General features: G+C 52.4%; 22 protein-coding genes. 10 read left to right on the forward strand and 12 right to left on the reverse strand.

From position 1 onward, the window contains the following. Nucleotides 1-262: 262 nt before the first annotated feature. Nucleotides 263-691: an OsmC family protein gene (locus SANT_RS19255; RefSeq protein ID WP_025423872.1), complete on the reverse strand. Its 429-nt coding sequence runs from the start codon at nt 689-691 to the stop codon at nt 263-265. A gap of 278 nt (nt 692-969) precedes the next feature. On the opposite strand from SANT_RS19255, the gene SANT_RS19260 reads away from it, so the two are divergent. Together SANT_RS19260 and SANT_RS19265 are read left to right on the forward strand one after the other, a co-directional pair. Then, the gene (locus SANT_RS19260; protein ID WP_025423873.1) at nt 970-1,677 is read left to right on the forward strand and encodes a FadR/GntR family transcriptional regulator; all 708 of its coding nucleotides are present in this window, start codon (nt 970-972) and stop codon (nt 1,675-1,677) included. A 10-nt stretch (nt 1,678-1,687) separates the two neighbouring features. Further along, the gene (locus tag SANT_RS19265; protein WP_081730488.1) at nt 1,688-2,425 is read left to right on the forward strand and encodes an IclR family transcriptional regulator; all 738 of its coding nucleotides are present in this window, start codon (nt 1,688-1,690) and stop codon (nt 2,423-2,425) included. Between the two features lie 24 nt (nt 2,426-2,449). Here the strand turns inward: SANT_RS19265 and SANT_RS19270 are convergent, their stop codons facing one another. From SANT_RS19270 to SANT_RS19280, 3 genes are read right to left on the reverse strand one after another with little or no spacing between them, the layout of a single operon-like run. Beyond that, nucleotides 2,450-3,571 (reverse strand): CaiB/BaiF CoA transferase family protein, encoded by a 1,122-nt coding sequence (locus tag SANT_RS19270; RefSeq protein WP_025423875.1) that lies wholly within the window; start codon nt 3,569-3,571, stop codon nt 2,450-2,452. Further along, nucleotides 3,568-4,725: a CaiB/BaiF CoA transferase family protein gene (locus SANT_RS19275; RefSeq protein ID WP_025423876.1), complete on the reverse strand. Its 1,158-nt coding sequence runs from the start codon at nt 4,723-4,725 to the stop codon at nt 3,568-3,570. Before SANT_RS19275 ends, SANT_RS19270 begins: the two co-directional genes overlap by 4 nt. A 2-nt stretch (nt 4,726-4,727) precedes the next feature. Next, nucleotides 4,728-5,870, reverse strand: coding sequence for an extracellular solute-binding protein (locus tag SANT_RS19280; protein ID WP_200867259.1), 1,143 nt, complete (start codon nt 5,868-5,870; stop codon nt 4,728-4,730). 270 nt (nt 5,871-6,140) lie between these two features. Between SANT_RS19280 and SANT_RS19285 the strand changes: the two genes are divergently transcribed. From SANT_RS19285 to fucO, 7 genes are all read left to right on the forward strand, one after another. After that, on the forward strand, nt 6,141-7,151 hold the full coding sequence (locus tag SANT_RS19285) for an L-rhamnose/proton symporter RhaT (protein ID WP_025423878.1): 1,011 nt from the start codon (nt 6,141-6,143) through the stop codon (nt 7,149-7,151). Between the two features lie 16 nt (nt 7,152-7,167). Next, a complete protein-coding gene (locus SANT_RS19290) occupies nt 7,168-8,229 on the forward strand; it encodes a Gfo/Idh/MocA family protein (protein ID WP_038668822.1) in 1,062 nt (353 codons plus the stop codon). 21 nt (nt 8,230-8,250) lie between these two features. Continuing rightward, complete coding sequence (locus tag SANT_RS19295; RefSeq protein ID WP_025423880.1) at nt 8,251-9,117, forward strand: amidohydrolase family protein; 867 nt, start codon at nt 8,251-8,253, stop codon at nt 9,115-9,117. Between the two features lie 61 nt (nt 9,118-9,178). Next, nucleotides 9,179-10,081 carry a dihydrodipicolinate synthase family protein gene (locus SANT_RS19300; RefSeq protein ID WP_025423881.1) on the forward strand — a complete coding sequence of 301 codons (903 nt, stop codon included), beginning with the start codon at nt 9,179-9,181 and terminating at the stop codon, nt 10,079-10,081. A 17-nt stretch (nt 10,082-10,098) separates the two neighbouring features. Beyond that, complete coding sequence (locus SANT_RS19305) at nt 10,099-10,431, forward strand: L-rhamnose mutarotase (RefSeq protein ID WP_200867260.1); 333 nt, start codon at nt 10,099-10,101, stop codon at nt 10,429-10,431. A 21-nt stretch (nt 10,432-10,452) separates the two neighbouring features. Then, nucleotides 10,453-10,902: a MaoC/PaaZ C-terminal domain-containing protein gene (locus tag SANT_RS19310; RefSeq protein WP_025423883.1), complete on the forward strand. Its 450-nt coding sequence runs from the start codon at nt 10,453-10,455 to the stop codon at nt 10,900-10,902. Between the two features lie 36 nt (nt 10,903-10,938). Beyond that, nucleotides 10,939-12,090, forward strand: a complete 1,152-nt coding sequence (gene fucO / locus SANT_RS19315; protein ID WP_025423884.1) for a lactaldehyde reductase — start codon at nt 10,939-10,941, stop codon at nt 12,088-12,090. Between the two features lie 364 nt (nt 12,091-12,454). Here the strand turns inward: fucO and SANT_RS24530 are convergent, their stop codons facing one another. From SANT_RS24530 to SANT_RS19350, 8 genes are all read right to left on the reverse strand, one after another. Further along, entirely contained in the window at nt 12,455-12,697 is a 243-nt protein-coding gene (locus SANT_RS24530; RefSeq protein WP_335328932.1) for a TagA domain-containing protein, read from the reverse strand. A 256-nt stretch (nt 12,698-12,953) separates the two neighbouring features. Further along, complete coding sequence (locus SANT_RS19320) at nt 12,954-14,303, reverse strand: GntP family permease (RefSeq protein ID WP_025423885.1); 1,350 nt, start codon at nt 14,301-14,303, stop codon at nt 12,954-12,956. Between the two features lie 106 nt (nt 14,304-14,409). Further along, entirely contained in the window at nt 14,410-16,377 is a 1,968-nt protein-coding gene (locus SANT_RS19325; protein WP_025423886.1) for a YjhG/YagF family D-xylonate dehydratase, read from the reverse strand. 9 nt (nt 16,378-16,386) lie between these two features. Further along, nucleotides 16,387-17,289, reverse strand: a complete 903-nt coding sequence (locus SANT_RS19330) for a dihydrodipicolinate synthase family protein (protein ID WP_025423887.1) — start codon at nt 17,287-17,289, stop codon at nt 16,387-16,389. Nucleotides 17,290-17,293: 4 nt separating this feature from the next. Then, nucleotides 17,294-18,082, reverse strand: a complete 789-nt coding sequence (locus SANT_RS19335) for an IclR family transcriptional regulator (protein WP_025423888.1) — start codon at nt 18,080-18,082, stop codon at nt 17,294-17,296. Between the two features lie 442 nt (nt 18,083-18,524). After that, the gene (locus SANT_RS19340) at nt 18,525-18,920 is read right to left on the reverse strand and encodes a protease inhibitor I42 family protein (protein ID WP_025423889.1); all 396 of its coding nucleotides are present in this window, start codon (nt 18,918-18,920) and stop codon (nt 18,525-18,527) included. Nucleotides 18,921-19,554: 634 nt separating this feature from the next. Continuing rightward, entirely contained in the window at nt 19,555-20,334 is a 780-nt protein-coding gene (locus tag SANT_RS24320) for a hypothetical protein (protein WP_148296329.1), read from the reverse strand. Nucleotides 20,335-20,853: 519 nt separating this feature from the next. Continuing rightward, nucleotides 20,854-21,558 (reverse strand): SDR family NAD(P)-dependent oxidoreductase, encoded by a 705-nt coding sequence (locus tag SANT_RS19350; protein ID WP_051440193.1) that lies wholly within the window; start codon nt 21,556-21,558, stop codon nt 20,854-20,856. Nucleotides 21,559-21,712: 154 nt separating this feature from the next. On the opposite strand from SANT_RS19350, the gene SANT_RS19355 reads away from it, so the two are divergent. Further along, entirely contained in the window at nt 21,713-22,591 is an 879-nt protein-coding gene (locus SANT_RS19355; RefSeq protein ID WP_025423891.1) for a LysR family transcriptional regulator, read from the forward strand. Nucleotides 22,592-23,676: the final 1,085 nt, after the last annotated feature.

Below are 23,676 nucleotides of genomic sequence, written 5' to 3' on the forward strand. Positions count from 1 at the left end.
AATAAACAATCTGGCGTTAGGATAAGCCTGTTGCCTTTAATCATGGATTAGGTTCGAGGAGGTTGGCACCCGCTTCTCGGATAAGGGTAAGGAGATTTGCCAGTTTAACCGTAAAGTTGGACACCGGCGAGCACGTGAGCCCGTCTCGCCGGCAGGGTAATAGCCATCATGCTAATGCATGCTAATAAAAGTGGCCGGGCATCCAGGGAGGGCAAGGCATGCGCCCATCACTGAACGCCCTTAATCGGTTATTACCCAAGCGCTAATTCAGCTGATAATTGAGAGTGACTTCCGCTTTGACAAGCTGTGACACCGGACACCCCGCTTTCGCCTTCTGGATGATTTTGTCGAAGGCCGCTTCATCAATGTTCGGGACGTTGACTTTACTGTCCAGGGCGATTTTGGTGATGGCAAATCCTCCCTCGACCTTGTCCAGCGAAACATCGGCGGTGGTGTCGATGCTTTCCGGCGTATAGCCTTCCTCCCCCAACATCAGCGACAGCGCCATTGAGAAACAACCCGCATGAGCGGCGCCGATCAGTTCTTCGGGATTGGTCCCCGCCGCGCCTTCAAAACGCGTATTGAAGCCATAGGGTTGCTGCTTTAAGGCGCCGCTTTCGGTGGAAATCGTTCCCTTGCCGCGTTTAATGTCGCCTGCCCAGTGGGCCTGTCCTTTCTTATGAATTGTCATACGCTCCTCCTATTTTCCAGAACATAAGGGTAAGTATAGAAGGAATTTCATCCCCCGCCGCGGATGGCGCTTCCGCCGACGGCCGCGAACAGAGTTGATGGCATCCTGAATGCGCCATGGAGCCTCCCCTAGCGGACAAAGCACTTTGCCAAAAGGCCGTTCTTTCACCTTGTCACATTTAACGCACCGCGACCATTCGTGGCGCCAAGAGCATTGCACAACGGTGCGCGATACCCTAAATTCATGGACATGAACACTGTCCCTGTCGGAGGGAACAAATGGATGTTACCGCGCTAAAGAAAGTGACCCTCACCGAGCAAATTATGGAGCAAATAGCCTCGCAAATTACCTCGGGCAAACTCAAGCCAGGGCAACGGTTGCCAAACGAGCGTGCGATGGGCGAAATGTTCAATGTTACCCGCAGCCGGGTGCGTGAAGCGTTGCGCGCCCTCTCGCTGATAGGCTTGATCGAAATAAAACCGGGGGATGGCAGTTACGTTTGCGAAAATAAGCCACATTTGCCGGAAGAAACCATTACCTGGATTTTCCACAAGGAAATCCATAACTTGGATGAAGTCTACGCCGCGCGTAAATTGATCGAGGAAGAGGTCTACTTGACCGCGGTGGACATTGCCAGCCGTGATGATCTCATCCGACTACAGGCCATTATCGATAACATGACGGAAGTGCCGCTATCGGGCGGCAAGCCGGAAGATTATCATCATTTATTGGACGAATATGATCTTTTGATGGGCAGGATTTGCGGTAACCAAATCTACGACAAGCTGATGCAAACCATTGTCATGTTACGCAAAGACTTTTCGCGCAAGCTCTTGAATGCGGAGGGCGCGATGACCCATAGCCTTAAACTCCGTCTGAAAATCCACGACGCGTTCATGGGGCGCGACAAAGCGCAATTGAAGAAGAACCTGCATACCTTCTTCCAATCATCGCGCAAATTTTACGACAAGATGGCGGACAGCTAAGATAATTACGATGGCTAAAGTAAAATCAGCGGAAAGAACTTTCAGGCTAGTGGAGTTAATCGCTAGCCATCGCGAGGGATTGAGTTTTACTCAATTACAGGCCAGCTTGGCTATCCCGCGCAGTTCGGCACACAGCCTTATCCAAGAATTTCTGGATAATGATTATTTACTCTATGTGCCGGACAACAAGAAATATTACGCCGGATTGGCGTTGATAAAAGTCGCGGCCAATTGTATTGAAAGCACCGATCTCATTCGCGATTTGCGGTTGCTGACCACGTTCTTAAGCAAGAAACTTGGAAAGACCACCCATGCCGCCATTCTGGACGGTAATCAGGTCATTTATCTGGCGAAGGCGCATGCGCAAGAAGACCTGTCGTTGATGCGCAACATCGGCAACCATTTGCCCGCCCATTGTACGGCGGTGGGGAAAGTACTGCTCAGTCAGTACAGCGATGAAGACATCGCGCGCCTGTACGAGGATGTTCCCCTGGAGAAAATGACCGTGAACTCCATCGGTACGCTGGCGGTGCTGTTGGCGGAATTAAAACAGGTGCGTCAGCAAGGCTATGCGCTTGACCAGCGTGAAGCGAATGAACGCGCCGCCTGTCTGGCGCTGCCCCTGTACGCGACCAGCGGCAAAATGATTGCCGCATTCAGCGTGACGTTTCTCGCCTATGAATGGGAAAGTCTGCCGACAGATGAGGTACTGCAGGTAATGAAAGAAAGCCGGGCGATGGTACGTTAACCTCTCCCGGCGGGAAGGCGCGCGTCAGGCGGGATTGTCGGCGCCAAGGGGCGGCGCGCCCACGGGACTTGTGAAGATTGCGCCGTCGATTTTGATAGGACAGCGTGTGGTCAGCAGCGTTTTGCCGCTGTGCAACGTCAACCGTTGCACCATATCCAGCGCCTTGAAGCCCTCGCTGGCGATAAGCTGTTCCCAGTTAAGCACGTTTGCGCACCAAATATCTTCCTTTTCCAATAGCTCTAGCCAGTGAGCGCTGGTCTGCTGCCGTAAATGGTTTAACAATAACGTTTTGATTTCATCGCGGCGGTCAAACGCGCTTTGCGGGTCGCTAAAGGCCGTTAACGCCGGACAGCCCAGCAATTCTCCCAGACGAGGCAGAGGCGCCATCGCCAGCGCAAGGAAACCGTCTGCGGTCGGATAGATACCGTAAGGCGCCGCGATATAGGCATTGGCGTTATTGACCGCGCTTCTGACGGGATCTTGCTGCCCATCGTTAAGCCAGGTGGTTAACACCTCGAATTGTAAATCCAGCAGCGTATCCAATAGGCTGACCTGTACCAGGCAACCGCCGCCGGTGGCGCTGCGTTGTACCAGACCGGCCATAATGCCCTGCACCAGGTAGTCGCCGGCGAAAATATCGGAGACCGACAGACCCAGGGGCAACGGCGGCTGGTCGGCGTTACCGTTGAGATAACCTATACCGGACAGCGCCTGTACCAACAGATCCTGACCGGGGCGCGACACCCAGGGCCCGCGCTCGCCGTATCCCGAAATTTCGCCGTAAATCAACCCCGGATTGAGCGCCTTGAGCGAGGCATAGTCCAATCCGAGGCGTTGCGTCACCCCTGGACGATAGTTGAATATGACAACATCGGCCTGCTCAATACGCGGGCGCAGCGCTGCCCGCGCCGTACTCTCTTTGAGATCGACGGTAATACTTTTTTTATTTCGGTTAATGGCGTGAAACAGCGCGCTCTCCCCATCAATTTGCCATTCTGAAAGATACAGGCTGCGGCAAATATCGCCCCCCGCCGGATTTTCGATTTTCGTGACGTTGGCGCCCAGATCGGCTAAACGCAACGCCGCCGAGGGCCCGGAAAGGAATTGGCTGAAATCGAGAACGTTAATACCTGCCAGTGGTTTCATTCGCCAGCCCCCTTCAATTGCATGTGCGCGCTAATACGCGCCGTATCCGCCCCTAACCGTGGTGCAGGACGGCCTATCTCGGGCCGCACGCCATTAAAACGTAGCGGGCTGCGCAGCAGCGTGATGTCTTTACCCTGCGGCAGATGAACGCACTGGGTCATTTCCAGCGCGCGAAAGCCCTCGCTGGCGTAGAGCGTTTTCCAGTCATAAACTTCGGCGGCCCAAAAGCCGCGCTGCCAAAGCAGCGTCAGCCAATGCCCGGTCGAGTTCTGCATTAGGCATTCGGCGATAATGGCCTTAATGGCATCGCGGCAGCGAAATCCACTGGTCGGGTCGCGATAGGCGGCAAGCTTGTCTGAGCCAAAGACCGCCGCCAGGTCAGCCAACGATCCCATCGCCAGCGCGAGATAACCGTCGGCCGTCTGATAGATCCCGTAGGGCGCGCTAAGCCAGGCATGGGCATTGTTTTTTGCGCAGCGGCGCGGTGGCTGATGGCCATCATTGAGCCAGGTAGTCAGGACTTCAAATTGCAGGCTTAACAGTGACTCCATTAGGCTAATCTCAACCCGTCCCCCCTGCTGTGTCTTGCCGCGGCGGATTAAACAGGCCAGGATACCCTCCACCAGGTGCGCGCCGGCAAGGGAATCCGCGACCGACAGCGCGAAAGGCGTGGGCGGCTGATCGCGATCGCCGTTTAGCCAGGTCAGCCCAGACATGGCCTGAATCAGCAGATCCTGGCCGGCCTTTTTGGCCCACGGCCCGCGCGTGCCATAACCCGTTACCGATGCGTACACCAGGCGGGGGTTAAGCGTTTTGACCGCGTCAAATCCCAAGCCGATTTTGTCCATTACGCCCGGACGAAAGTTTTCAATCACGACATCGGCTTGAGCGATAAGCGTCTTGACCAGCGCCAGCGCCTGGGGATCTTTCAAATCGGCCGTGAAGCTCTCTTTACCGCGGTTAATGGTATGGAACAGCAGGCTATCCTCCCCCACCCATTGATTCCTTAAACTTAGCCGTCGACTGCCGTCGCCGCCTTCCGGCCGCTCTACTTTAATAACCCTGGCGCCCATATCGGCAAGGCGTAGCGCCGCCGACGGGCCCGCCAGGTACTGGCTAAAATCCAGTACCATCAAACCTGCAAGAGGCAGCATAGTTACTCCGTTCCGCGCAGCGAATCTTGATAAAGTTGATTCAGGGTGTCAAAGGTGGCTTTGCTGCTGCCGCCCCGCATGACGAAGTCGCGCACGCCATGTCCGGCGTGATCCTGAAAGTTAAGAAAACCGTTGTAGCGCGGCCGCTTGGCCGACCTGTCGAGGGTCATTAGCGTATCGGCGAAAAAGTCGAGGCTGCGGCGGTTGACCTCGGCGTCAATCCAGGCCGCACGATGACCGGGCTGGCCGCCGGTATCAAAAAACAGCGTTTTCTGTATCGCCGCTGAAGCGGTATAGCGTAGGTAATCCAGCGCAATGTCCCGGTGCTGGCTATGCGCCGAAATCGCCAGACCCGTTCCGCCGAGCACGGTCCGCAATGCGTTGCCGTGATAGCTCACCACATCGGTAGCCTTAAGCAGGTAGCGGGCATATCCGCGCCGCGAGTAATTGGAATAGCCATAGGCGAACGGGCAGTAACTCCAACGATCCTCTTGCGATAGCGTTTCATGGATTTGTATCGGATCGGCGTCAAAAATGGCCTCGGGACAATATGACGCCAGTTCGCGCAGCGTCTCCAGCGCCTCGATACCGGTTTCACGATCGGTAATGGTCTCGCCGTCAAACCAGGTGCCGCCGCGAGTGGCGCACAGCATGAGAAAATCCATCAATAAATTGATGGGGATACCGGCATAGATCACGCGCCCCGCCTGCGCCAGGGCGAGCAGGTGATCCCAAGTGGTAGGCAGACTAAAGCGCCCCGCCGCCAGATGATCCGGGCGATACACGGCTATCGGCGTGGCGGCATCAATGGCCAGCGCGCTCTGGCAACCATTGAATTCATAGCTTTCATAAGAGCCACCTACCGAGTTCGCTTTCTGATCGGCGAGATACCCCGCCGGTAAATACTGCTGCAACGGCAATAACAGCGATTTTTCCACCACAAAACCGGCCCAGGGATGATCAATTACCAGCAAATCATATTGCTGCGCCAAAGTATCAAGGCTGCCATCGGCGAAGGCCTGCAGCGAGCGCTTTTCCCATTGAATATTCACCTCTGGATGCAGTTCACCAAACCGCTGAGCCGTGGCGACCACCGATGTGTATCCCCGGCTGTGCCCCCAGGTGATCCCCCGTAATGTCACCATAATTGCTCCTTTTTGGAATTCTGATCACATAAAATTGGTACTACCACGCTACCATTGAGGCACAGCATTAGCCGATTTTGTAGTGAAAGCTGGCGAAAATGTGATCGCCGCTGAAAAAAAATAAGCAGGACAATATTTAGGTTGAATATTGAAAAAAGGAGGATTAGCTTCCCTGTGAGTTTCTCATAAAGAACTTCTGTTCACATATAAGAACAAACAATTATCCGCGATGTTCTTTAGACAACAAAGATAATTCATAGGAGAGACGCTATGCTGGCGGGATTTATCGTTTTAATGATCGCTTGTCTGTTTCAGGGAAGTTTCGGCCTTGGAATGAAAAATTACCGGCCTTTCTCATGGGAGGCTTTTTGGATCATCTTTTCTGTTATCGGAATATTGCTAATTCCCATTCTCTGGACCGGGATCGAAGTACCGGGATTCCTGCGCTATATCCTGGCAACGCCCACCTGGGTATTGGCCATTGCGGCCGCCTGCGGGTTCCTATGGGGCATCAGCGCTATCTGGTACGGCAAAGGCATCGACAGCATCGGTCTGTCGTTAACCGTGGGCATCAATACCGGCGTGGGTTGCTCTCTCGGCTCGCTTATCCCGTTATTCATCCTGGGCAATATCCCTGCCGCCCGTTCGCTTACGTGGCTACTGGCGGGAATGGCGGTGATGATCGTCGGGGTCGCCATTATCACCCGCGCCGGAATCTTAAAAGATCAACAGTCAAAGCTTGAAATTACGCGAGTAAAGAATGAAAAATTTGTCAGTGGGTTGCTAATGGCGCTGGCATCCGGCTTCGGCACCGCCGCCATGAATATCGGCTACACCTACGCCAGCCGCGCCAGCGCGCTCGCCGTCGCCGACGGCATCAATCCCGTAAGCGCCAGCCTGATCGCTTATGTGATCGTCTTTGCCTCCGGCGGGTTTATTTCCAATATAGGTTACGCGCTGTGGATGCTGAACAAGAACCACACCTTCAGCGATTTTTCGCGTCCAGGCTCATCCTTTGCCTGGTTCAAGGCGCTGCTCACCGGCTGCATCTGGTTCGGCGCGCTCGGCTTATATGCTAAATCGACCGCCTTGCTGGGTGATTTGGGCCCGGTTATCGGCTGGATTGCTTTCCTTTCCGGGGCTTTGATTATATCCAACGCCTGGGCATTAAAAACCGGCGAATGGCGCGGATATGAGCGGCCTAAAAAAGTGATGCTCCTGGGGAACGTGGTGCTTGTGCTCTCGGTCGCTATCGTCGGTTATGCCAACGGACTGGCCTAATATAATGGAGAAACCTATGTCATTGTCAACGAAACACCCCTTGCCTGTTAACCCCAAAGCGATTGCCATTATCGGCGCCGGCGGCATCGTCACCGACTCGCATTTGCCGGCCTACCGCAAAGCCGGTTTTACGGTGTTCGCCCTGTACGATCGCGATAAGCAAAAAGCAAAAAACGTGGCGGAACAGTGGCACATCCCCCACTGCTGCGACACATTGGAGGACTTGATAGTGCGTGGCGCGCAGGAAGGGTGCGTTTTTGATATCGCCGTCCCGGCGTCCGAAATTCTGACCATCCTGCAAAAACTGCCCGCACGCGCCGGTGTCCTCATTCAAAAACCGATGGGTGAAACCCTGGCGCAGGCCCAGGCCATCCTCGACTGCTGCCGGCAAAAAGGGCTTATCGCCGGCATCAATTTTCAACTGCGCCGCGCGCCCTTTATGATGGCCGCTAAACAGCTGGTGACGGAAGGCAAATTGGGAGATATCCACGATGTCGAAATGCGCGTGATCTGTCAGACGCCGTGGAACCTGTGGCAATTCCTGTATGAAAAAGAAAGGATGGAAGTCAATTACCACAGCATTCACTACATTGATGTGATCCGCTATTTCCTGGGCGATCCGCAGGCGGTTTATTGTAAAACGATGAAACATCCCAAAATGTTGGAATTGGCGCAAACGCGTTCGTCCATTATTCTGGATTATGGCGATATAGTACGTGCCAATATTCATACCAATCACGGTCATGATTACGCGCCGGATAAACAGGAATGTTTTTTCAAAATTGAAGGCACCCGGGGCGCCATCAAAATTCAGATTGGCGTGATCCTGAATTACCCCCAAGGATCCGTCGATAAGTTTGAATATATTCTCGATGACGGTAAAGGGTGGCGGGAAATGTCCATCGACGGCACCTGGTTCCCGGACGCTTTTATCGGCCCGATGGCGGGCCTGCAATGCAAAATGGAAGATGAGAATTACCCCTACCTTAATAGCGTCGAGGATGCCTGGAAAACCATGTGCGTGGTGGAAGCCTGTTACCGTTCATCCGCAACAGGCGCCACCCCGGTATCCTATTAGAAAGCCATCAGGAGGCACGTCGTGCTGCACATTACCGATACGCATCTTCATTTGTGGGATCTGTCCCGTTTCCGGCTTCCGTGGCTGGAGGCGGTACCGGCGCTGCAGCACGATGTGGCGTGGCAGGATTACCCGACCGGCGACCGCAACGGTCGCTGGCGCATCGATCGGGCGCTGTACGTGGAAGTGGACGTTGCCCCCGACCAACGGCAGCAGGAAGCGGACTACCTGCGCGAGCTGTGCGAAGACTCCGCCAATTCTGTCTGCGGTGGCATCATCTCGATGGATTTGCAGCAACCGGACGCCGTCGCGCGCTGGCGGGAGGCGGGGCTGTTCCATCGCTGGGTGAAAGGCGTCAGGCACGTTTTGCACGTGCCCGGCCAGCCGCCCGGCAGTTGCCTGACGCCCGTATTCATCTCAAATGTCATCGCTCTTGGCGACGCCGGTCTATGCTTTGAGGCCTGCGTGCGTAATGAAGAGTTGGGTGACGTGACCGGTATTGCGCGCCAAACGCCGCGAACCGATATGGTATTGAATCATATGGGGAACGTGGATGCCGAGCGCCTGAGGCATGACGCGAACTACTCCCGGCGCTGGCGGCGCAATCTGCAATCGCTGGCGGCGTGCGACAACGTCTTCTGCAAGGTCTCCGGCGTTATAACCCCTCCCAAAGCCGATATTAACCTGGTCCGCCCCGCCGTGGATATTGCCCTCAACACGTTCAGCCGCGACAAAGTGGTTTTTGCCAGCAATTTCCCCGTCTGCGATCTCGGGACGGGAATGACGCCGTGGATCGATGTGATGATAGATATCACTCATGAATTCGGCGTTGACTATCAGGCCAGACTGTTTAGCGCTAATGCCGCGCGGCTTTATCGGTTGTCATGATTAAAGCGTTCACTCCCGGCAACGGGCAACGTCACACTTTCATTCAAGCAGGAGAAAAAGTATGTCCGTGAAGTTTAGAGGGGTCATTCCACCGGTTCCGACGCTATTTGACGATCGGGAGCAGTTTGACGAAGCGGCGATGGGGCGGCTTATCGATCATTTGCTGACCACCGAGGTTGATGGGCTATTTTTCCTCGGCAGCGCCGGGGAATTCGCGCACATGTCGGACGCGCTGCGCACGCAGGTAATGAAGTTTTGCATTGGCCATGTCGCCGGCCGCAAGCCCGTGCTGGTGGGGATTGCCCATTCGGGCACCCAGGCGACGTTGGCCTTCGGCCGGTTGGCGCAGGAATATGGCGCGGACGGCGTGGTGGTGGTGAACCCGTGGTATAACCCGCTGGCGGAAGACTATCTCTTTGAACATTACCGCTATATTGCCGAGAATCTTCCGTTGCCCATCGTGCTGTATAATTTCCCGGGGCTGACGGGCCAATCCATTCCGGTAGCATGCATCGTCCGCCTGGCGCAGACGTGCCCGAATATCGTTGGCCTTAAGGATACCGTGGACACCCTGAGCCATATTCGCGAGGTGATCCACGCCGTCAAGCCTGTGCGCCCTGATTTTGCCGTGTTTGCCGGCTATGACGAATACCTGCTCGGTACGTTGATCCTCGGCGGCGACGGCGCTATTCCCGCCAGCGCCAATTTCGCCCCAGAGCTCACCTGCGGGATTTATCGCCACTGGCGGCAGGGCGAGTATGACCAGGCCAATGCTCTGCAAAGCCGGCTGTCGTGGATCCCTGCCCTCTACGGGCTGGATGTGCCGTTCTATAACGTCGTGAAATATGCCCTGACACAGATCGGACTGGAGATTCCCGTACATTCGCTACGCCCTACCGGTCCGCTCACTGAGCAGCGCAAAGGCCAAATTCGTGAAGCGCTGGCGCGCAGCAAGATTATTTAACCGCGGAGGGAAATAGTATGAGACCCATTCAGCGTTTTGGTGGCGTGATCAAAGTTAAGCCCGAAAAATATGCCTATTATGCGAAATTACATGCTAATCCCTGGCCCGATGTTAATGCCATGATCAAAGAATGTAATATTGCCAATTATTCTATTTACTTTAAGGATGGCTATCTCTTCAGTTATTACGAATATCATGGCGATAATTATCAGGACGACATGAAAAAAATGGCTGCGGATCCGGTTACCCAACGATGGTGGGCTGAATGCGTCCCCTGCCTGACGCCGCTTGAGACGCGCGCGCCTGAGGAATTATGGGCGACCATGAAAGAAGTCTACCACCTGGATTAACCGGCAGCCTGGAGTAACATTATGTTCATCGATAAATACTTCGAAGAATTTGCGCTGGACGACACCCGTACCACCACGGCACGCACGATTACCGAAAGCGATATTGTGATACACGCCGGCCAGACCGGCGATTTTTATCCGCATCATATGGATGCCGAATGGTGTAAAACCCAGCCCTTCGGCCAGCGCATCGCCCACGGCACTCTAACCTTCGCGGTGGCGGTGGGGATGACCGCGGGCGATATCAATTCCCGCGCCATGACCTATGGCTATGAGAAATTACGTTTCCCCGAGCCGGTATTTATTGGCGATACCCTGCATGTGAAGGTGCGGATCAGCGAAAAAAAAGATCATCCGCGCAAACCGGGCTATGGCTTGGTTACGGAACAGCTTGAAGTGCTCAATCAACGGGGCGGCTGCGTGCTGGCAACACAACACATCTTATTAGTCGAAAAACGCAGCCACGCATAAGCCTTCCTATCCATTATTTTTTTCAAGGAGAATAAGATGGCATACAGAATGGTTTTGAATGAAACAGCCTGGTTTGGCGCCGGCGCGATTGCGCATATTGTCGACGAAGTTAACCGGCGCGGTTACCGTAAGGGCCTAGTGGTGACGGATAAAGTCCTGCGCGACTGTGGTGTCGTGGATAAAGTCACCACCCTCCTGGAGGATAATCATCTGGAATATGCACTTTTTGATGAAGTGATGCCTAACCCCACTATCGGGGTGGTAAAAAGGGGCGTGGAGGCGTTCCGACACAGCCGCGCCGATTATTTACTGGCGATCGGCGGCGGTTCGCCGCAGGATACCAGCAAAGCCATAGGCATTATTATCAATAACCCTGAATTCTCTGATGTACGCAGTCTCGAGGGGTTCGCGGCCACCCGCAAGCCTTCGGTGCCGATTATCGCCGTGCCGACCACGGCGGGCACCGCCGCTGAAGTCACCATCAATTATGTCATCACCGACGAGGAGAAACGGCGTAAATTCGTTTGTATCGACCCCCATGATATTCCGGTTGTGTCGATTGTCGACGCCGATATGATGGCCAGCATGCCCGCCGCATTAAAAGCCGCCACCGGTATTGATGCTTTAACTCATGCCATAGAAGGCTATATCACACGCGGCGCCTGGGAAATGACCGACATGCTGCACCTTAAAGCCATCGAGCTCATCGCCCGATCCTTGAGAGATTCCGTTGCCGGGCAATCCGCAGGCGGAGAAGGGATGGCGCTGGCGCAATATATTGCCGGCATGGGCTTCTCCAACGTCGGTCTCGGATTGGTGCACGGCATGGCGCATCCCTTGGGTGCTTTTTATAATTTACCGCACGGTGTGGCGAATGCGATTCTGCTTCCGCATGTCATGGCCTGGAATGCCGAATACACCGGCGAAAAATATCGCCAAATCGCCATAGCTTTGGGCATAAGCGATGCGCGCAATGTGAGTATTGCACAGGCGCGCCAGATGGCGGTCGACGCGGTTAAAACCTTGTGCCGCGACGTCCATATTCCCGGAGGATTACGCGAGGTAGGGGTGAACGCAGAGGACATTCCCCCGTTGGCGCAGGCGGCGCTAGATGACGTCTGTACCGGCGGCAATCCCCGCACCGCCGAAATTGACGATATTAAAGCGTTATATTTAAGCGCCATGTAAGCGGCGGGAATTCGGTTTCCCAAGCGCAAGACCTAGGGCGGGGAAATCAGCCCGCCCAGCGCAAGGAAAGCGGCCAGCTATGAGGCCGCGCAGCGTCAGGGTCAATAACGCGATGTTGATAACATCGCGTTTTACTGCGTCACGTCAAATGAGCTCTGCCTGCGCCTGAGCACACCGTCTGACGCAAGCGTAGTCAGAGGCGCAGAAGTTGCCTTGGCCATCAACGGCGTAATGTGTCCCCCCTTTAGGCGGTTGTATATTACTGGTTGTTAATTGCAACCTTACCGCAATAGACCATAATGGCCGAGGGGGAGAAAGATGACGCCACGTTAATATGGAGCCGGTTCATTATTCGCGCATTGCCTCATATCGTTCTTAACCTCAACCTCACTTTTTGACCTGCATCATTTCTTATTTCCGCATAGCAACGGCAACCTCTAATCTCAATGTCGCGATCGGATGAAAAGGCCTTTCCGTAGGCGCAATGGAGCGCAGGATAGATATAACGAGATAAGGTATTTTGCGGATCATAATAGCCCAGTATCATTGTCACCGGTACGCCCTGCTGAGCAGGTTTAACTACCACAGGAAACGAGAAATCATCCACACGCGTCCAGCTTGCCCCATTTGACTCCTAACCACAACGTCGCCACGCGTAATGGCTACAGATTGGCCATTGACATACACCCTAGCATTACAGGTGGCATCATGAAAAATATGAACACCTCGGGCTTCATTGCTTTGATTCGCTGCCGGTATTTCTCTATCTTTCGCAGATCAGCGAAACGGCAGCGGATATTAGCGCGCTCAACAGTAGGCTGAAAGCCCGAGTACCGCCAAACAGCCATTGGCCGGGCTTTGTTCTATATCACCATGCTTGCAAGCAGAATGAATATCAGACCGCAGATCGACAAGAGCGTCGACATCAGCGTCCAGGACAACAAGGTTTCTTTTGTCGTCAGGCCAAAGAAATCTTTTATCATCCAGAAGCTGGCATCATTCACATGAGAACAAATGCAAGATCCCGCTCCTGTTGCCAGCGTAATCAACGCCAAATTGGTGTTTGGATGTGCAGCCAATAGCGGGATGACCAACCCTGCGGTTGAGATCGCCGCAACCGTCGCTGATCCCAGACAAATTCGCAAAAAAGCAGCCACACCCCATGCCATTAGAATCGGGTTGATGTCCAATCCCGATACCAACGTAGAAATGTACTGACCCACGCCCGAATCAATAAGCACCTGCTTAAAAGCGCCACCGCTACCGATGATTAATAACAGCCCCGCAATACCGGCAATGGCCTTGCCGCACGAGTCCATCAGTTCCGGGATAGATTTTCCTCTGCTTATGCCCATCGTATACACTGCGAAGATCAGTGAAATTAGCATCGCAATGGTGGAGTTCCCCAAAAAGAGAAACAGATTGAACAGTGCGCCAGGATCACCGGCGTCTTTCGGACGCACCATCTGCATTAATGTCACCAGCGCCATCAAGATCACGGGCAGCATCGCTGTTAAGAAACTGATACCAAACCCCGGCATTTCCTGTTCGCTAAAACTTTTGGTCGCACCAAGCGAAGCGATGTTGCCCTCCTTTTTGAACGCATCCGGTATCAAACGCATGCACACCTTATTCAATACAGGGCCGCAAAGAATAAACGTCGGGATACCCACGATAATACCGTAAATGAGCACCATACCAACATCAGCGCCGTATTCTCTCGCAATCACCGTAGGACCAGGATGGGGCGGCAGGAACCCATGCGCCACCAGTAAACCGGATAACATCGGCACACACATATGCATCGGTGAGATGTTAGCGGCGCGAGCGATAGCGAACAGGATTGGCACCAACAAAATCAAGCCAACCTCGAAAAATAACGCAATCCCGACGATAAAGGCTGAGCAGACCACCGCCCAGTCCAGTTTTTTGGCGCCAAAATAACGCAGCATGGTTAACGCAATACGCTGCGCGCCCCCCGCATCGGATAATAAGCGCCCGAGCATTACGCCAAAGCCGAATATAAGACCGATATGGCCGAGCGTCCCGCCAAGCCCTGATTCGACCGACGTAACAACCTTTTGAAGATCCATTCCGCTGGCGATGGCAACACCAATCGAGACGATAATCAAGGAGACAAATGTGTTTAGTTTAATTTTTATAGTTAACAGCAGGAGTACAGCAATACCTGCCACAACAATTAAAAGTGGCATAACATCCTCTCAGTAATCAGGTAAACACCCAGAGTGATTCAGGTTGCATGAATAATTTCTTTTATTTGCAACCCGAATGATTCAGGATAAATAATATTTTTTTATTTCAGGTCTTAGCAATATAGTGGCGCAGCGCCTGGTTGATTTTATCCACATCATAAATACAGCCAGTCCACGTGCCGCCGCTGACCGCCTGAAGCAGTGCCCATAGTCGTGTATCATCAGGTAATTCCGGATCGGGCATTAAATCAGGATGCGTGCTTCTGTTATTCAATATGTCGGTTGCCTCCTCGCGTGAAGGTAATGTTTCCTCGGTACCGGCACCCAAGAAATTGACTTCTCCCTGAAGTTGCCTGCAATCAATCTTAATTTCAATAATATCTCCGGTGCGTAGTTTGCCAATTGCTCCCCCTGCCAATGCTTCCGGCCCAACGTGACCAATACAGGCGCCGGTTGATACCCCAGAGAATCGGGCATCGGTGATTAATGAAACATGCTTGCCATAAGACAGATGTTTCAATGCGCTGGTAACCTGATATGTTTCCTCCATCCCCGTCCCACACGGGCCAACGCCGATAATCACCAATATATCACCCGCCTTGATCTTATCGTGCTTGATATCATAGATGGCGGCTTTCTCTGAGAGATACACCTTCGCTATCCCTTTGTGGTAATAAATCCCCTCTTTGTCGACGACAGAAGCATCAATGGCGGTAGATTTTATTACCGAACCTTCTGGCGCAATGTTGCCCACCGGGAAAGTAATGGTGGAGGTTAACCCTCGTTTTAACGCCTGTTCAGGAGACATAATCACGTCATCGGGCTCTACGTGTTCCTGCTTGCGCAAAAGATCCTTAAATTGCTGACGCCGGTCGGAATTCTGCCACCAGTCGAGGTTCTCTTTTAACGTATTGCCCGTGACGGTCATGACCTCTTCATGCAGCAAACCGAGGCTGCGCAAATGCAGCATGACCTCTGGAACGCCGCCAGCCATGAAAGCGTTTACCGTCGGATGGTAAACGGGGCCATTTGGCAGCACACTCACCAACCGCGGCACTTTTTTGTTTATGCGAATCCAATCCTCTACGGTAGGTATGCGGCAACCCGCCTGGTGAGCAATGGCCGGAATATGCAGCAACAGGTTAGTGGAACCGCCAAAGGCGGCGTGTACCATCATGGCGTTCTCAATGGCTTTATCGGTAAGGATCGCCTTAGTGGTGATGCCTTTGCGAATCAGCTGTAACGCAGCACGCGCTGACGCGCTGGCAATCTCTTTCCAGACGGGTTCCCCCGAAGGCGCCAGCGCGGAATGGGGGATCGCCAGCCCAAGCCCTTCGGCAACGACTTGCGACGTCCCCGCCGTTCCCAGGAACTGACAGCCTCCGCCGGACGAGGCACAGGCCTGACAGCCCGCACGACGCGCGGCCTGTAACGACAATTCACCATTGGCAAAACGTGCGCCAATCGTCTGCACCTTTCCGTTATCTTCGCCTCCTTGCGCCGGAAGCGTAGCCCCTCCAGGGATTAATACCGTCGCTTTATCATGCTGAGAAGCCAACGCCATCATGGTGGCGGGCAGGCCTTTATCGCAGGTCGCTATACCTATCACCGCTTTAGCATTGGGCAGCGAGCGGATCAGCCGGCGCATCACCATCGAGGCATCATTGCGATAAGGCAGAGAATCGAACATTCCGTTCGTGCCTTGGGTCCGCCCATCGCACGGATCCGAGACGTATACCGCATAGGGCAGCGCCTGATTGGCTTTTATCGTTTCTGCCGCTGCTTTCATCTGGATATCAAGTTCATAATGTCCCTGATGCAACGCCAGCGCGACGGGTTTACCGTCATCGCCCCGCAGTCCGCCTAAGGTACTCAGCAACAGGATGTCGTCACGGTCAAGTTCTGTCGGCGCCCAGCCCATACCGGCATTCATCGTCATACCGAATATATCCCCGCTGGGACGTTTAACGAGCATTTCTGAGGTTAGCGGCAGTTCGCCCTGCGGGCCTGCCGCATGGGTTCTGATACGGTAAATATCTTGGTTTGCGTCATTAAAAATATCGCGGATAGACATGGTGCCCCCTTATTTCAAAATCCCCTGTGCGACCAGCAGCGCATGCACTTTATCTTTGGCCTCGTCCGATGCAGCCAGTATCGGCGGCAGACAATAGGCGTCTATTGGCAAGCCGACACACTGCATGGCATGCTTTATCAACGAGACAAAAGGCGTTTCCAGCGCATAAAGGGAGGGGAGTTGTAATAATTTTTGGTTGAGGGTTGTGGCAAGCGCGAGATCGCCCTCCTGCCAGGCGTGATAAATGGCAACCGATAATTCCGGTGCAAAATTCGCGCTGGCGGTAATTGCGCCATCACCACCCAAGAGCAAGGTATTCAACAGATGGTCGTCGTAACCGCAAAACACGGAAAACGTCGGACGTACGGCTTTCACGGTATTGATCATTGCGCGTAAATGGCCAACGCTATCAATGGTATCTTTGATGCCGACGATATTCTCGTGTTCCAGCACCAGACGTTTCACTATCCCCGGCGTTAAGTCCTGGCCGGTAAGATCGGGGAAATTATAAATGATCACCGGCAGGCCGACGCTGCTTGCGATTTGGTGGTAATAATCGTCAAGGTTACGGGGAGCCAACTTCCAGTAGTAGGGGTTAATGGCGACAATACCCTCAGCACCGCAGGCCTCTGCGTGTCGAGCCAGTCTTACCGCTTCATCCGTGGAAGGCGAGCCGACGCCAATCAGGACCGGGACACGCCCCTCAACCACACGGATAGCTTCTTCGGTAAGAACCCTTCTCTGGTCGGTGCTCATCTGACTAAACTCGCCACCCGTACCAAGATAAAACAACCCATCGACGCCTTTTTTTATCAGGAAATCGGCGACGATTTTCATCGCTGTTTTATCAATATTTCCCTTAGAATCAAAGGTACTTGAAACCGGTGGGATAATGCCTCGAAATTTTCTCATTACATCAATTTCCTTTTCTTAAATATTCATTTTCATTCCGGTACCCCAGCCCATATGATACTTGCCCTGCGCATTTCCTCAGCAATTTCAGGTAGCTATTGACATTTTTTCCTGAATACACGGCCGGATCTCCTGACAGTGATATCGCATAGTTAACGCGGTTATACATATTGAAAACTGGCATACTTAAACATACGGCCCCATAGGTAGATTCCTCATTATCTATGGCCCATCCTCGCAGACGCGTTTTTCGTAACTCCTCCCTAAATACGCTCATTTCCGTGATGGTATTTTCCGTGTAACCCTTTAAAACCAGCGCATTCAAAAAATAATCGATTTCTTCCTGTGACTTCCAGGCCAACAGTGCCTTGCCTAGTGCGGTAATATGCAGCTCCAGTGTTTTACCAATCCAACTTTTCCGTGTGGGCACCGAGTTTGGGCTTTCGACCTTGTCGAGATAAATGGCAGAAAAGCTTTCCATCGCCCCCAAATGGCATACGAGCCCGCTTTTCAGCGACAGCTCCTGCATGGGTCGCTTGGTGATCTCAAAAATGTTTTTTCGGTGCAATGCTTGGCAGCCTAGCTCATAATTCTTTATGCCTAACGCATATTGATTACGTTCACTTTTGATTAAAAACCCGCAATCTACCATTACGTTCAGTAAATTTAGCAAACTGCTTTTGGGGAATTGAAATTCTTTTAGAATTTCCATGAAACTTGCCTCCCCCACATAAGCAATATGGGTTAATATTTTTTCGGCACGAACTAATGAATTACACCCTTTACCGCCCATAACGGCTCCTAATTCTGCTGGAAATAAGTTTATCGCATGTAACAGCATAAAAACACGCCTGGTTCAGCATGCTGAACCAGGTTACACGGCTAAAATGTGATCCAATGCATATTTCAGAACTTAGTACGGCGCGTAATAAACATTTTCCCTTTATTCTCCGCTCAGGTTTTGCCTAAGCCTAAAAAGCACGCCATAAAACCTGGCGACATGCATTTGCACCCTCATTACCCATCCAATTATTTTTTATAACATTCGCCGATGATCAGACATCTATCCCTATGGACATTTAAAAAAGCCACTAACGTTGTTATTCAGTAGCGTCTGCCGGATGACAATTTAGCGGCAAGCGCCAACCCGGCAATGATGACTTCCGCCATGTACCTTGGTTGAGCCTGTGACAAAAAAAAGCCAGCATGACGCTGGCTTGTTACGAAGGGAATGTTTAACGGACTGGGGCATCTGACCTAACGCGCACCCGCACGGTGACCGTTTTCTCTGTCATATTCAGCCAGGGTCGGCCATAGGCGAAGTGAATATCCCCGGTACCCTGCTGTACCCCTCTGAAGGTGAAAGTTCTTTCCACCGGGCAGCCTGTCGCTTTTTTACCACAGCTGGCGGGCTGCCGGTAATTTTCAGAAACTAACATGACAGGGGCAGGCAACGTGCGTAACATCCACTTATAGCCCGTTCCCGGCGTATCCTGCAGCGTGACCGTGAACTGCTCGCCGCCTGAGATGTTTTTATCTGATATCTCACCTGACAAAGCCTGAACGGAGCCAACCAGACAAAGTAACGCAACGGCGGTTTGGGTTATGCGCCTAAGGATGTTTCCAAACACCTTGCTCTCCTGACTTATTAATAAAAAGAGTTATTGACGTCAATTCTTACATCCCTACCTGATTTATCACAGGGCAAAATAGCAGCCGGTTTAGCTGCCATTTGATTTACGCCGCCTGCCGGTTTATCGCCGGGCGCACGGAGTGGTGTTTTTTTGCGCGACAGCGGACCGCGGTTGCGGCGTGCCGTTCCGGTTTGGCAGCTTGATGGCATTTATCTCGGTTGTTGCATGAAAAGTGCATACGCCTGGACGAGCTGAAAGCTCAGATCTATTACCGTCGCGCTTATTCATTTGGCTGCCGATGTATTCCTCAAGCTCAAACACACGCCCTGCGCTGCCCATCCGCGCTGCCTATGCTCAGACTTTAGAGCGGGATCCTCTTACCGGCGCGCTTATTCATTTGGCTGCCGATGTATTCTTTAAACTCAAACACACGCCCTGCGCTGCCCATCCGCGCTGCCTATGCTCAGACTTTAGAGCGGGATCCTCTCTAGGCGCGAGGGCTGTTTATCTGTATGGCAGGACAGCCTACCGCGACGAGGGGCAGTTTAACCGCAAGGCGGGATCGCCTATCGTGCGGGGGCTCACTATCCGCTGAGAAGGGCCAGCCCCCGTTTGCGCCGCGAGTACTTTTTCAGCCTCCCAGCATCTGAGCACTGAAGCCAATGGCAGCAAGGGCTGCTGTTTCCTGGGGAGACAGTTCGTTGTAATGCCCTATTTCTGCATAATCGTTTGAAGTTTTATACCTATCACTTATTGCAGAAACATCTTGAGGCGACAGCCGCTCACAAAGAGCGATAGGAAAATAAGATAGATGCGTCATGAGATTACGGGCGCGAGAAATCGTTTCTGGCTCTACGTCATTAAAGCCGATTTTAAAAGCGACAAAATCTAACACCCCGCGCATGCGATTGCCAAAGTCTCCGTTGAGATTATCGAGCATCTGAGTACACTCTTCTGGGGTGTGGCTTTCAAGTAATGTTATCAGCGTTGCATTAATAAACTGCCCGCGCTTATCTGCATCATACAAGCTGGCGCGATCTTGATCTTGTTTAGCCCAATCCTGGCTTGTTTCTCTCACAAGATGATCTAGAAATAGCAGAGTCCCCATCGGTTCAGGCGTTGTCATCATCAATCCAGACTGGGCCAGCGTCCGGACCGCCCCGCTGGATTCCGCCGGTGAATCCAATCCGGATGGCGTTTTTTGAAACACCCGGACAATATGTCTAAATACGCTAGCGAAAGCACGTTTGATGAATGACCAACATGAGGGTTTGCTATCGAAATCCGACGGCTGGTTTTTAACTTCGGCTATGCCAGCCTTTAAGGTAGAGAACGATTGTCCGCTGGATGCAGGATCAATTGTTGGCGAAGACCATCCCTCTCTTTGATATGTCGCTGAAGCAATAAGCATAAAACCTCCGCATGCATCTTCTTTCCCAATAAATATTATTATCACATTAACGCTATGTAATATAAAAAAACGCCCCGTCCGGAAAGGCCTCTCATCGTCAATGACGTTCTATAGAAAAGGTTTGATGGAGAGTTATTATGCTCGCCCTAGCGGAAAATGGCAGGGGGAGAGCCATGCACTACAGTAGGCGACTCGTTACGCGACATCAATGTGCGGTTTCAGCGCGCAGGGAGGCTCCCTTAATGAGGGGAGAGGATTGCCGTCAACACAGCATTATCCCTCCCTGGCATCGGATCATCCGAGTACCGATGCTTGTCAACTCGGTGTTCGGCCACACCTCTTTTTCCCTGAAGGCTGGACAATGTGTCGAAGGCGGCATTCGCTTTGGTGAATCTCCCAGGTCGCCTCAAGGGCAAGCGGCCGTGACCTAATCTGTCCACGCTTGCCAATAGCCCCTGCGACATGAAGCGACTGGTACCCTAAAAGCGACAATGAGAATGGCGCCCATTTACGGGACATTCAGGCCCGCATGCCTCCCATCGTAAATCCTCCATCTACTCTGATTTCCTGGCCGGTAACATATGCCGCGTCCTCTGAAAGTAACCAGGCCACGGTTCCTGCCACGTCATTCGGAACCCCATTGCGCAACAGAAGTGAATTTGCGGCCAGCCGGTGCACGACATCACCAGGAAGAGCAGCCTCGGCCATGGGCGTAATTATCACGCCGGGACTGATGGCATTTACCCGTATCTCACGCGGTCCGACTTCAAGTGCCAGCGTTCGCATGATGGCCAGTAAGGCTGACTTTGTCGCGGAATAAATCCCGGCGCCAGGCATGACACCCTGAGTCGTCCAAGAGGCGTTAATGAGAATTGCACCCTGCCGCATTAAGGGCAGGCAGTGCTTAATGGTTATAAATGTGCCGGTAAGATTGGTTGCTAAAGGTGCGGAAAAATCCTGCACTTCAGCGTCTGATAATGGCGTAAAGTGACCTAAAACACCCGCGTTGGCAAAAAGTGCATCGACCCCGCCAAAACGTAGACGGGCTTCTGCAAAAGCGGTTTTTATCTGTACTTCATCAGTGATATCGCAGGCTAATGCCAGCGCGGTTCCGCCTTCTGATTGAATGTCTTTTACCAGCTGTTCCAGCGGCTCGGCCCGCCTGCCGATTAGCACCAGCGCAGCGCCTTCCGTCGCCAAACGAAGCGCGCAGGCGCGGCCCATGCCGGTCCCGGCCCCGGTGATAACGAAGTCTTATTTCTAAATCGCAAATCGCTCATGTTTTTCTCCGTATTGATGTCAGGGCAATAGCGTAATACAGAAGTTTTGCTAAGATAATTTGGCTAAAACTTTCTACATTCAAAAGCACAGGTATCAAATGGATCTTTTTCGCTCAATGAACGTGTTCATCACCGTCGTGCAAGCGGGTTCCATGAGCGCAGCGGCAATGCGGCTCGGAATTTCACCCGCTATGGTTGGGCAATATATTGCCGCCCTTGAAGATCGGTCGGGGATGCGTTTACTCAATCGGACGACGCGCAAGCAGAGCCTTACCGATTACGGGAAAAGCTATTTTGATCAGTGTCGAGATATTCTTGAACGAGTTGCGGTGGCTGATGCGCAAGCTGAAACGCAGCAGACTTCATTGCATGGAAAAATCAGGGTCACGGCGCCCATGACCTTTGGCACCGAACGGCTAATGCCGGCACTAGTGGATTTTCGGCGTTCCGCCCCGGATGTGATGCTCGATATCGTGCTTACCGATCGCACCGTTGATCTCGTGGATGAAGGCATTGATATCGCTTTTCGCATTGGTCATTTGCCCGACAGCAATATGGTAGCGCGTCCGTTATCGCCGTACCGTATGATGATTTGTGCTTCCCCTGACTATCTGTCGCAAAAAGGCATACCTGGGCATCCATCAGAGCTGGCTGACCATGAGGTAGTCGGTTTGACGACGGCCGCGCGCTCCTCATGGCGTTTAATAAAAGGGGAAAACAAGGTGGTGGTTTTACCTTCCAGCAAACTCGTCGTGAATAGTGGCCAAGCCGTACGAATGGCCGCCAAGGCGGGTTTGGGGATCGTCATGCAGCCTGAAATGCTTTTGTCCGCGGATGTACGCGCAGGCGATCTAATACAGCTTTTTCCTGATTGGCAACTGAGAGAACGCCCTATGTGGCTGCTTTATTATAAAGACAATAAAATGACGCCACGAATGCGTCGTTTTATTACTTTCGCGGTTAATGCCTTCGTTTGATACCGCTTTGTTGACGGATGGCTAAGTGACCACCTCAGCATAAAAAGAGATGTTGAGCCAGGCGAGGGAGATCTCAAGGACAGCCTTCAATTCTACAGTATTGAGAAATGCAGGTGTAGTAGCGTTGAGCCACAACCCCATAGGCAAAAAAATATGCAGCGACGACGCGCTGGGTAAAATAGGTGAATGGCCGCCCTATGTTCATGGCAAGGTCATTTTATTTTTACCCATTCGTGTATTAACAAAAAAATAGCGGTAACGAATATGACCGCCCATAAAGCTATATAATAATAATCAAAAGAGAAATGGGTTGTGAAATTGCTATTGTTATATAACGCATTGTGATTATAAGAATAGGGCGTGTAGATCGACTGTGATAATTCAAGAATTGAAACTACTGATGCTGCCATGCAGTAAATTTTGCTATATTTGTGCGTGGTCCCGCGCTTGACTCTCGCTATGATAATAAGCAGACAAATAACAGAAATTGTTATCAAAACCAGAGCATCTTTCATAGTGTAGTTCCCTTGTTAATTCGTTTCCCTATCGGGTAATATTAGCAGCCACGCAACTTTTCGGCGTGACCACATCACCTACCCACTTCTACGGCGTTAATATTACCCTGATGTGCCGTCCGCGTCGACACATCCTGTTCAATTAGTCCTATCTACTTAGGATTGCAAATGAATAGGCTGCCACTGTCAAATGACGGCGATGACCGGCTATTGACGACCGCGATAATTGCGTGGGTATTATCCATAAAGCTATCAACATCGATTTCGCCGCGTCCTTTTCTTGTCCGACCATCGTTATCATTCTTGCGTATAAATCAACAGCATCGAAATAGCCACAATTTGGTTTATCAACGATGATTGGCTATCATTCGCTGGCTAGACTATAGCAGGCGATCTCTACATTAATCTTACGGCAGGTCAATCTGATTAATCACGGCCACGTATGGGCCAGGCAAATTCTCTGTTTGGACCGACCCCGGGCTTAATGCTGGCAAAGACAGGGAAAGGTATAGCACTGGCTTTACCCTTTATATCGAAAGCCGATACCCTCCCTCACGTCTGGCGCCAGAC

This window comes from Sodalis praecaptivus (assembly GCF_000517425.1).
In the GTDB taxonomy this organism is placed as follows: Bacteria; Pseudomonadota; Gammaproteobacteria; order Enterobacterales; family Enterobacteriaceae; genus Sodalis_A; species Sodalis_A praecaptivus.

Coding starts and splice junctions, on each gene's coding strand:
- SANT_RS19255 (WP_025423872.1), bottom strand. CDS start 691: ATGACAATTCATAAGAAAGGACAGGCCCACTGGGCAGGCGACATTAAA.
- SANT_RS19260 (WP_025423873.1), top strand. CDS start 970: ATGGATGTTACCGCGCTAAAGAAAGTGACCCTCACCGAGCAAATTATG.
- SANT_RS19265 (WP_081730488.1), top strand. CDS start 1,688: ATGGCTAAAGTAAAATCAGCGGAAAGAACTTTCAGGCTAGTGGAGTTA.
- SANT_RS19270 (WP_025423875.1), bottom strand. CDS start 3,571: ATGAAACCACTGGCAGGTATTAACGTTCTCGATTTCAGCCAATTCCTT.
- SANT_RS19275 (WP_025423876.1), bottom strand. CDS start 4,725: ATGCTGCCTCTTGCAGGTTTGATGGTACTGGATTTTAGCCAGTACCTG.
- SANT_RS19280 (WP_200867259.1), bottom strand. CDS start 5,870: ATGGTGACATTACGGGGGATCACCTGGGGGCACAGCCGGGGATACACA.
- SANT_RS19285 (WP_025423878.1), top strand. CDS start 6,141: ATGCTGGCGGGATTTATCGTTTTAATGATCGCTTGTCTGTTTCAGGGA.
- SANT_RS19290 (WP_038668822.1), top strand. CDS start 7,168: ATGTCATTGTCAACGAAACACCCCTTGCCTGTTAACCCCAAAGCGATT.
- SANT_RS19300 (WP_025423881.1), top strand. CDS start 9,179: ATGTCCGTGAAGTTTAGAGGGGTCATTCCACCGGTTCCGACGCTATTT.
- SANT_RS19305 (WP_200867260.1), top strand. CDS start 10,099: ATGAGACCCATTCAGCGTTTTGGTGGCGTGATCAAAGTTAAGCCCGAA.
- SANT_RS19310 (WP_025423883.1), top strand. CDS start 10,453: ATGTTCATCGATAAATACTTCGAAGAATTTGCGCTGGACGACACCCGT.
- fucO (WP_025423884.1), top strand. CDS start 10,939: ATGGCATACAGAATGGTTTTGAATGAAACAGCCTGGTTTGGCGCCGGC.
- SANT_RS19320 (WP_025423885.1), bottom strand. CDS start 14,303: ATGCCACTTTTAATTGTTGTGGCAGGTATTGCTGTACTCCTGCTGTTA.
- SANT_RS19325 (WP_025423886.1), bottom strand. CDS start 16,377: ATGTCTATCCGCGATATTTTTAATGACGCAAACCAAGATATTTACCGT.
- SANT_RS19330 (WP_025423887.1), bottom strand. CDS start 17,289: ATGAGAAAATTTCGAGGCATTATCCCACCGGTTTCAAGTACCTTTGAT.
- SANT_RS19335 (WP_025423888.1), bottom strand. CDS start 18,082: ATGGGCGGTAAAGGGTGTAATTCATTAGTTCGTGCCGAAAAAATATTA.
- SANT_RS24320 (WP_148296329.1), bottom strand. CDS start 20,334: ATGCTTATTGCTTCAGCGACATATCAAAGAGAGGGATGGTCTTCGCCA.
- SANT_RS19350 (WP_051440193.1), bottom strand. CDS start 21,558: ATGGGCCGCGCCTGCGCGCTTCGTTTGGCGACGGAAGGCGCTGCGCTG.
- SANT_RS19355 (WP_025423891.1), top strand. CDS start 21,713: ATGGATCTTTTTCGCTCAATGAACGTGTTCATCACCGTCGTGCAAGCG.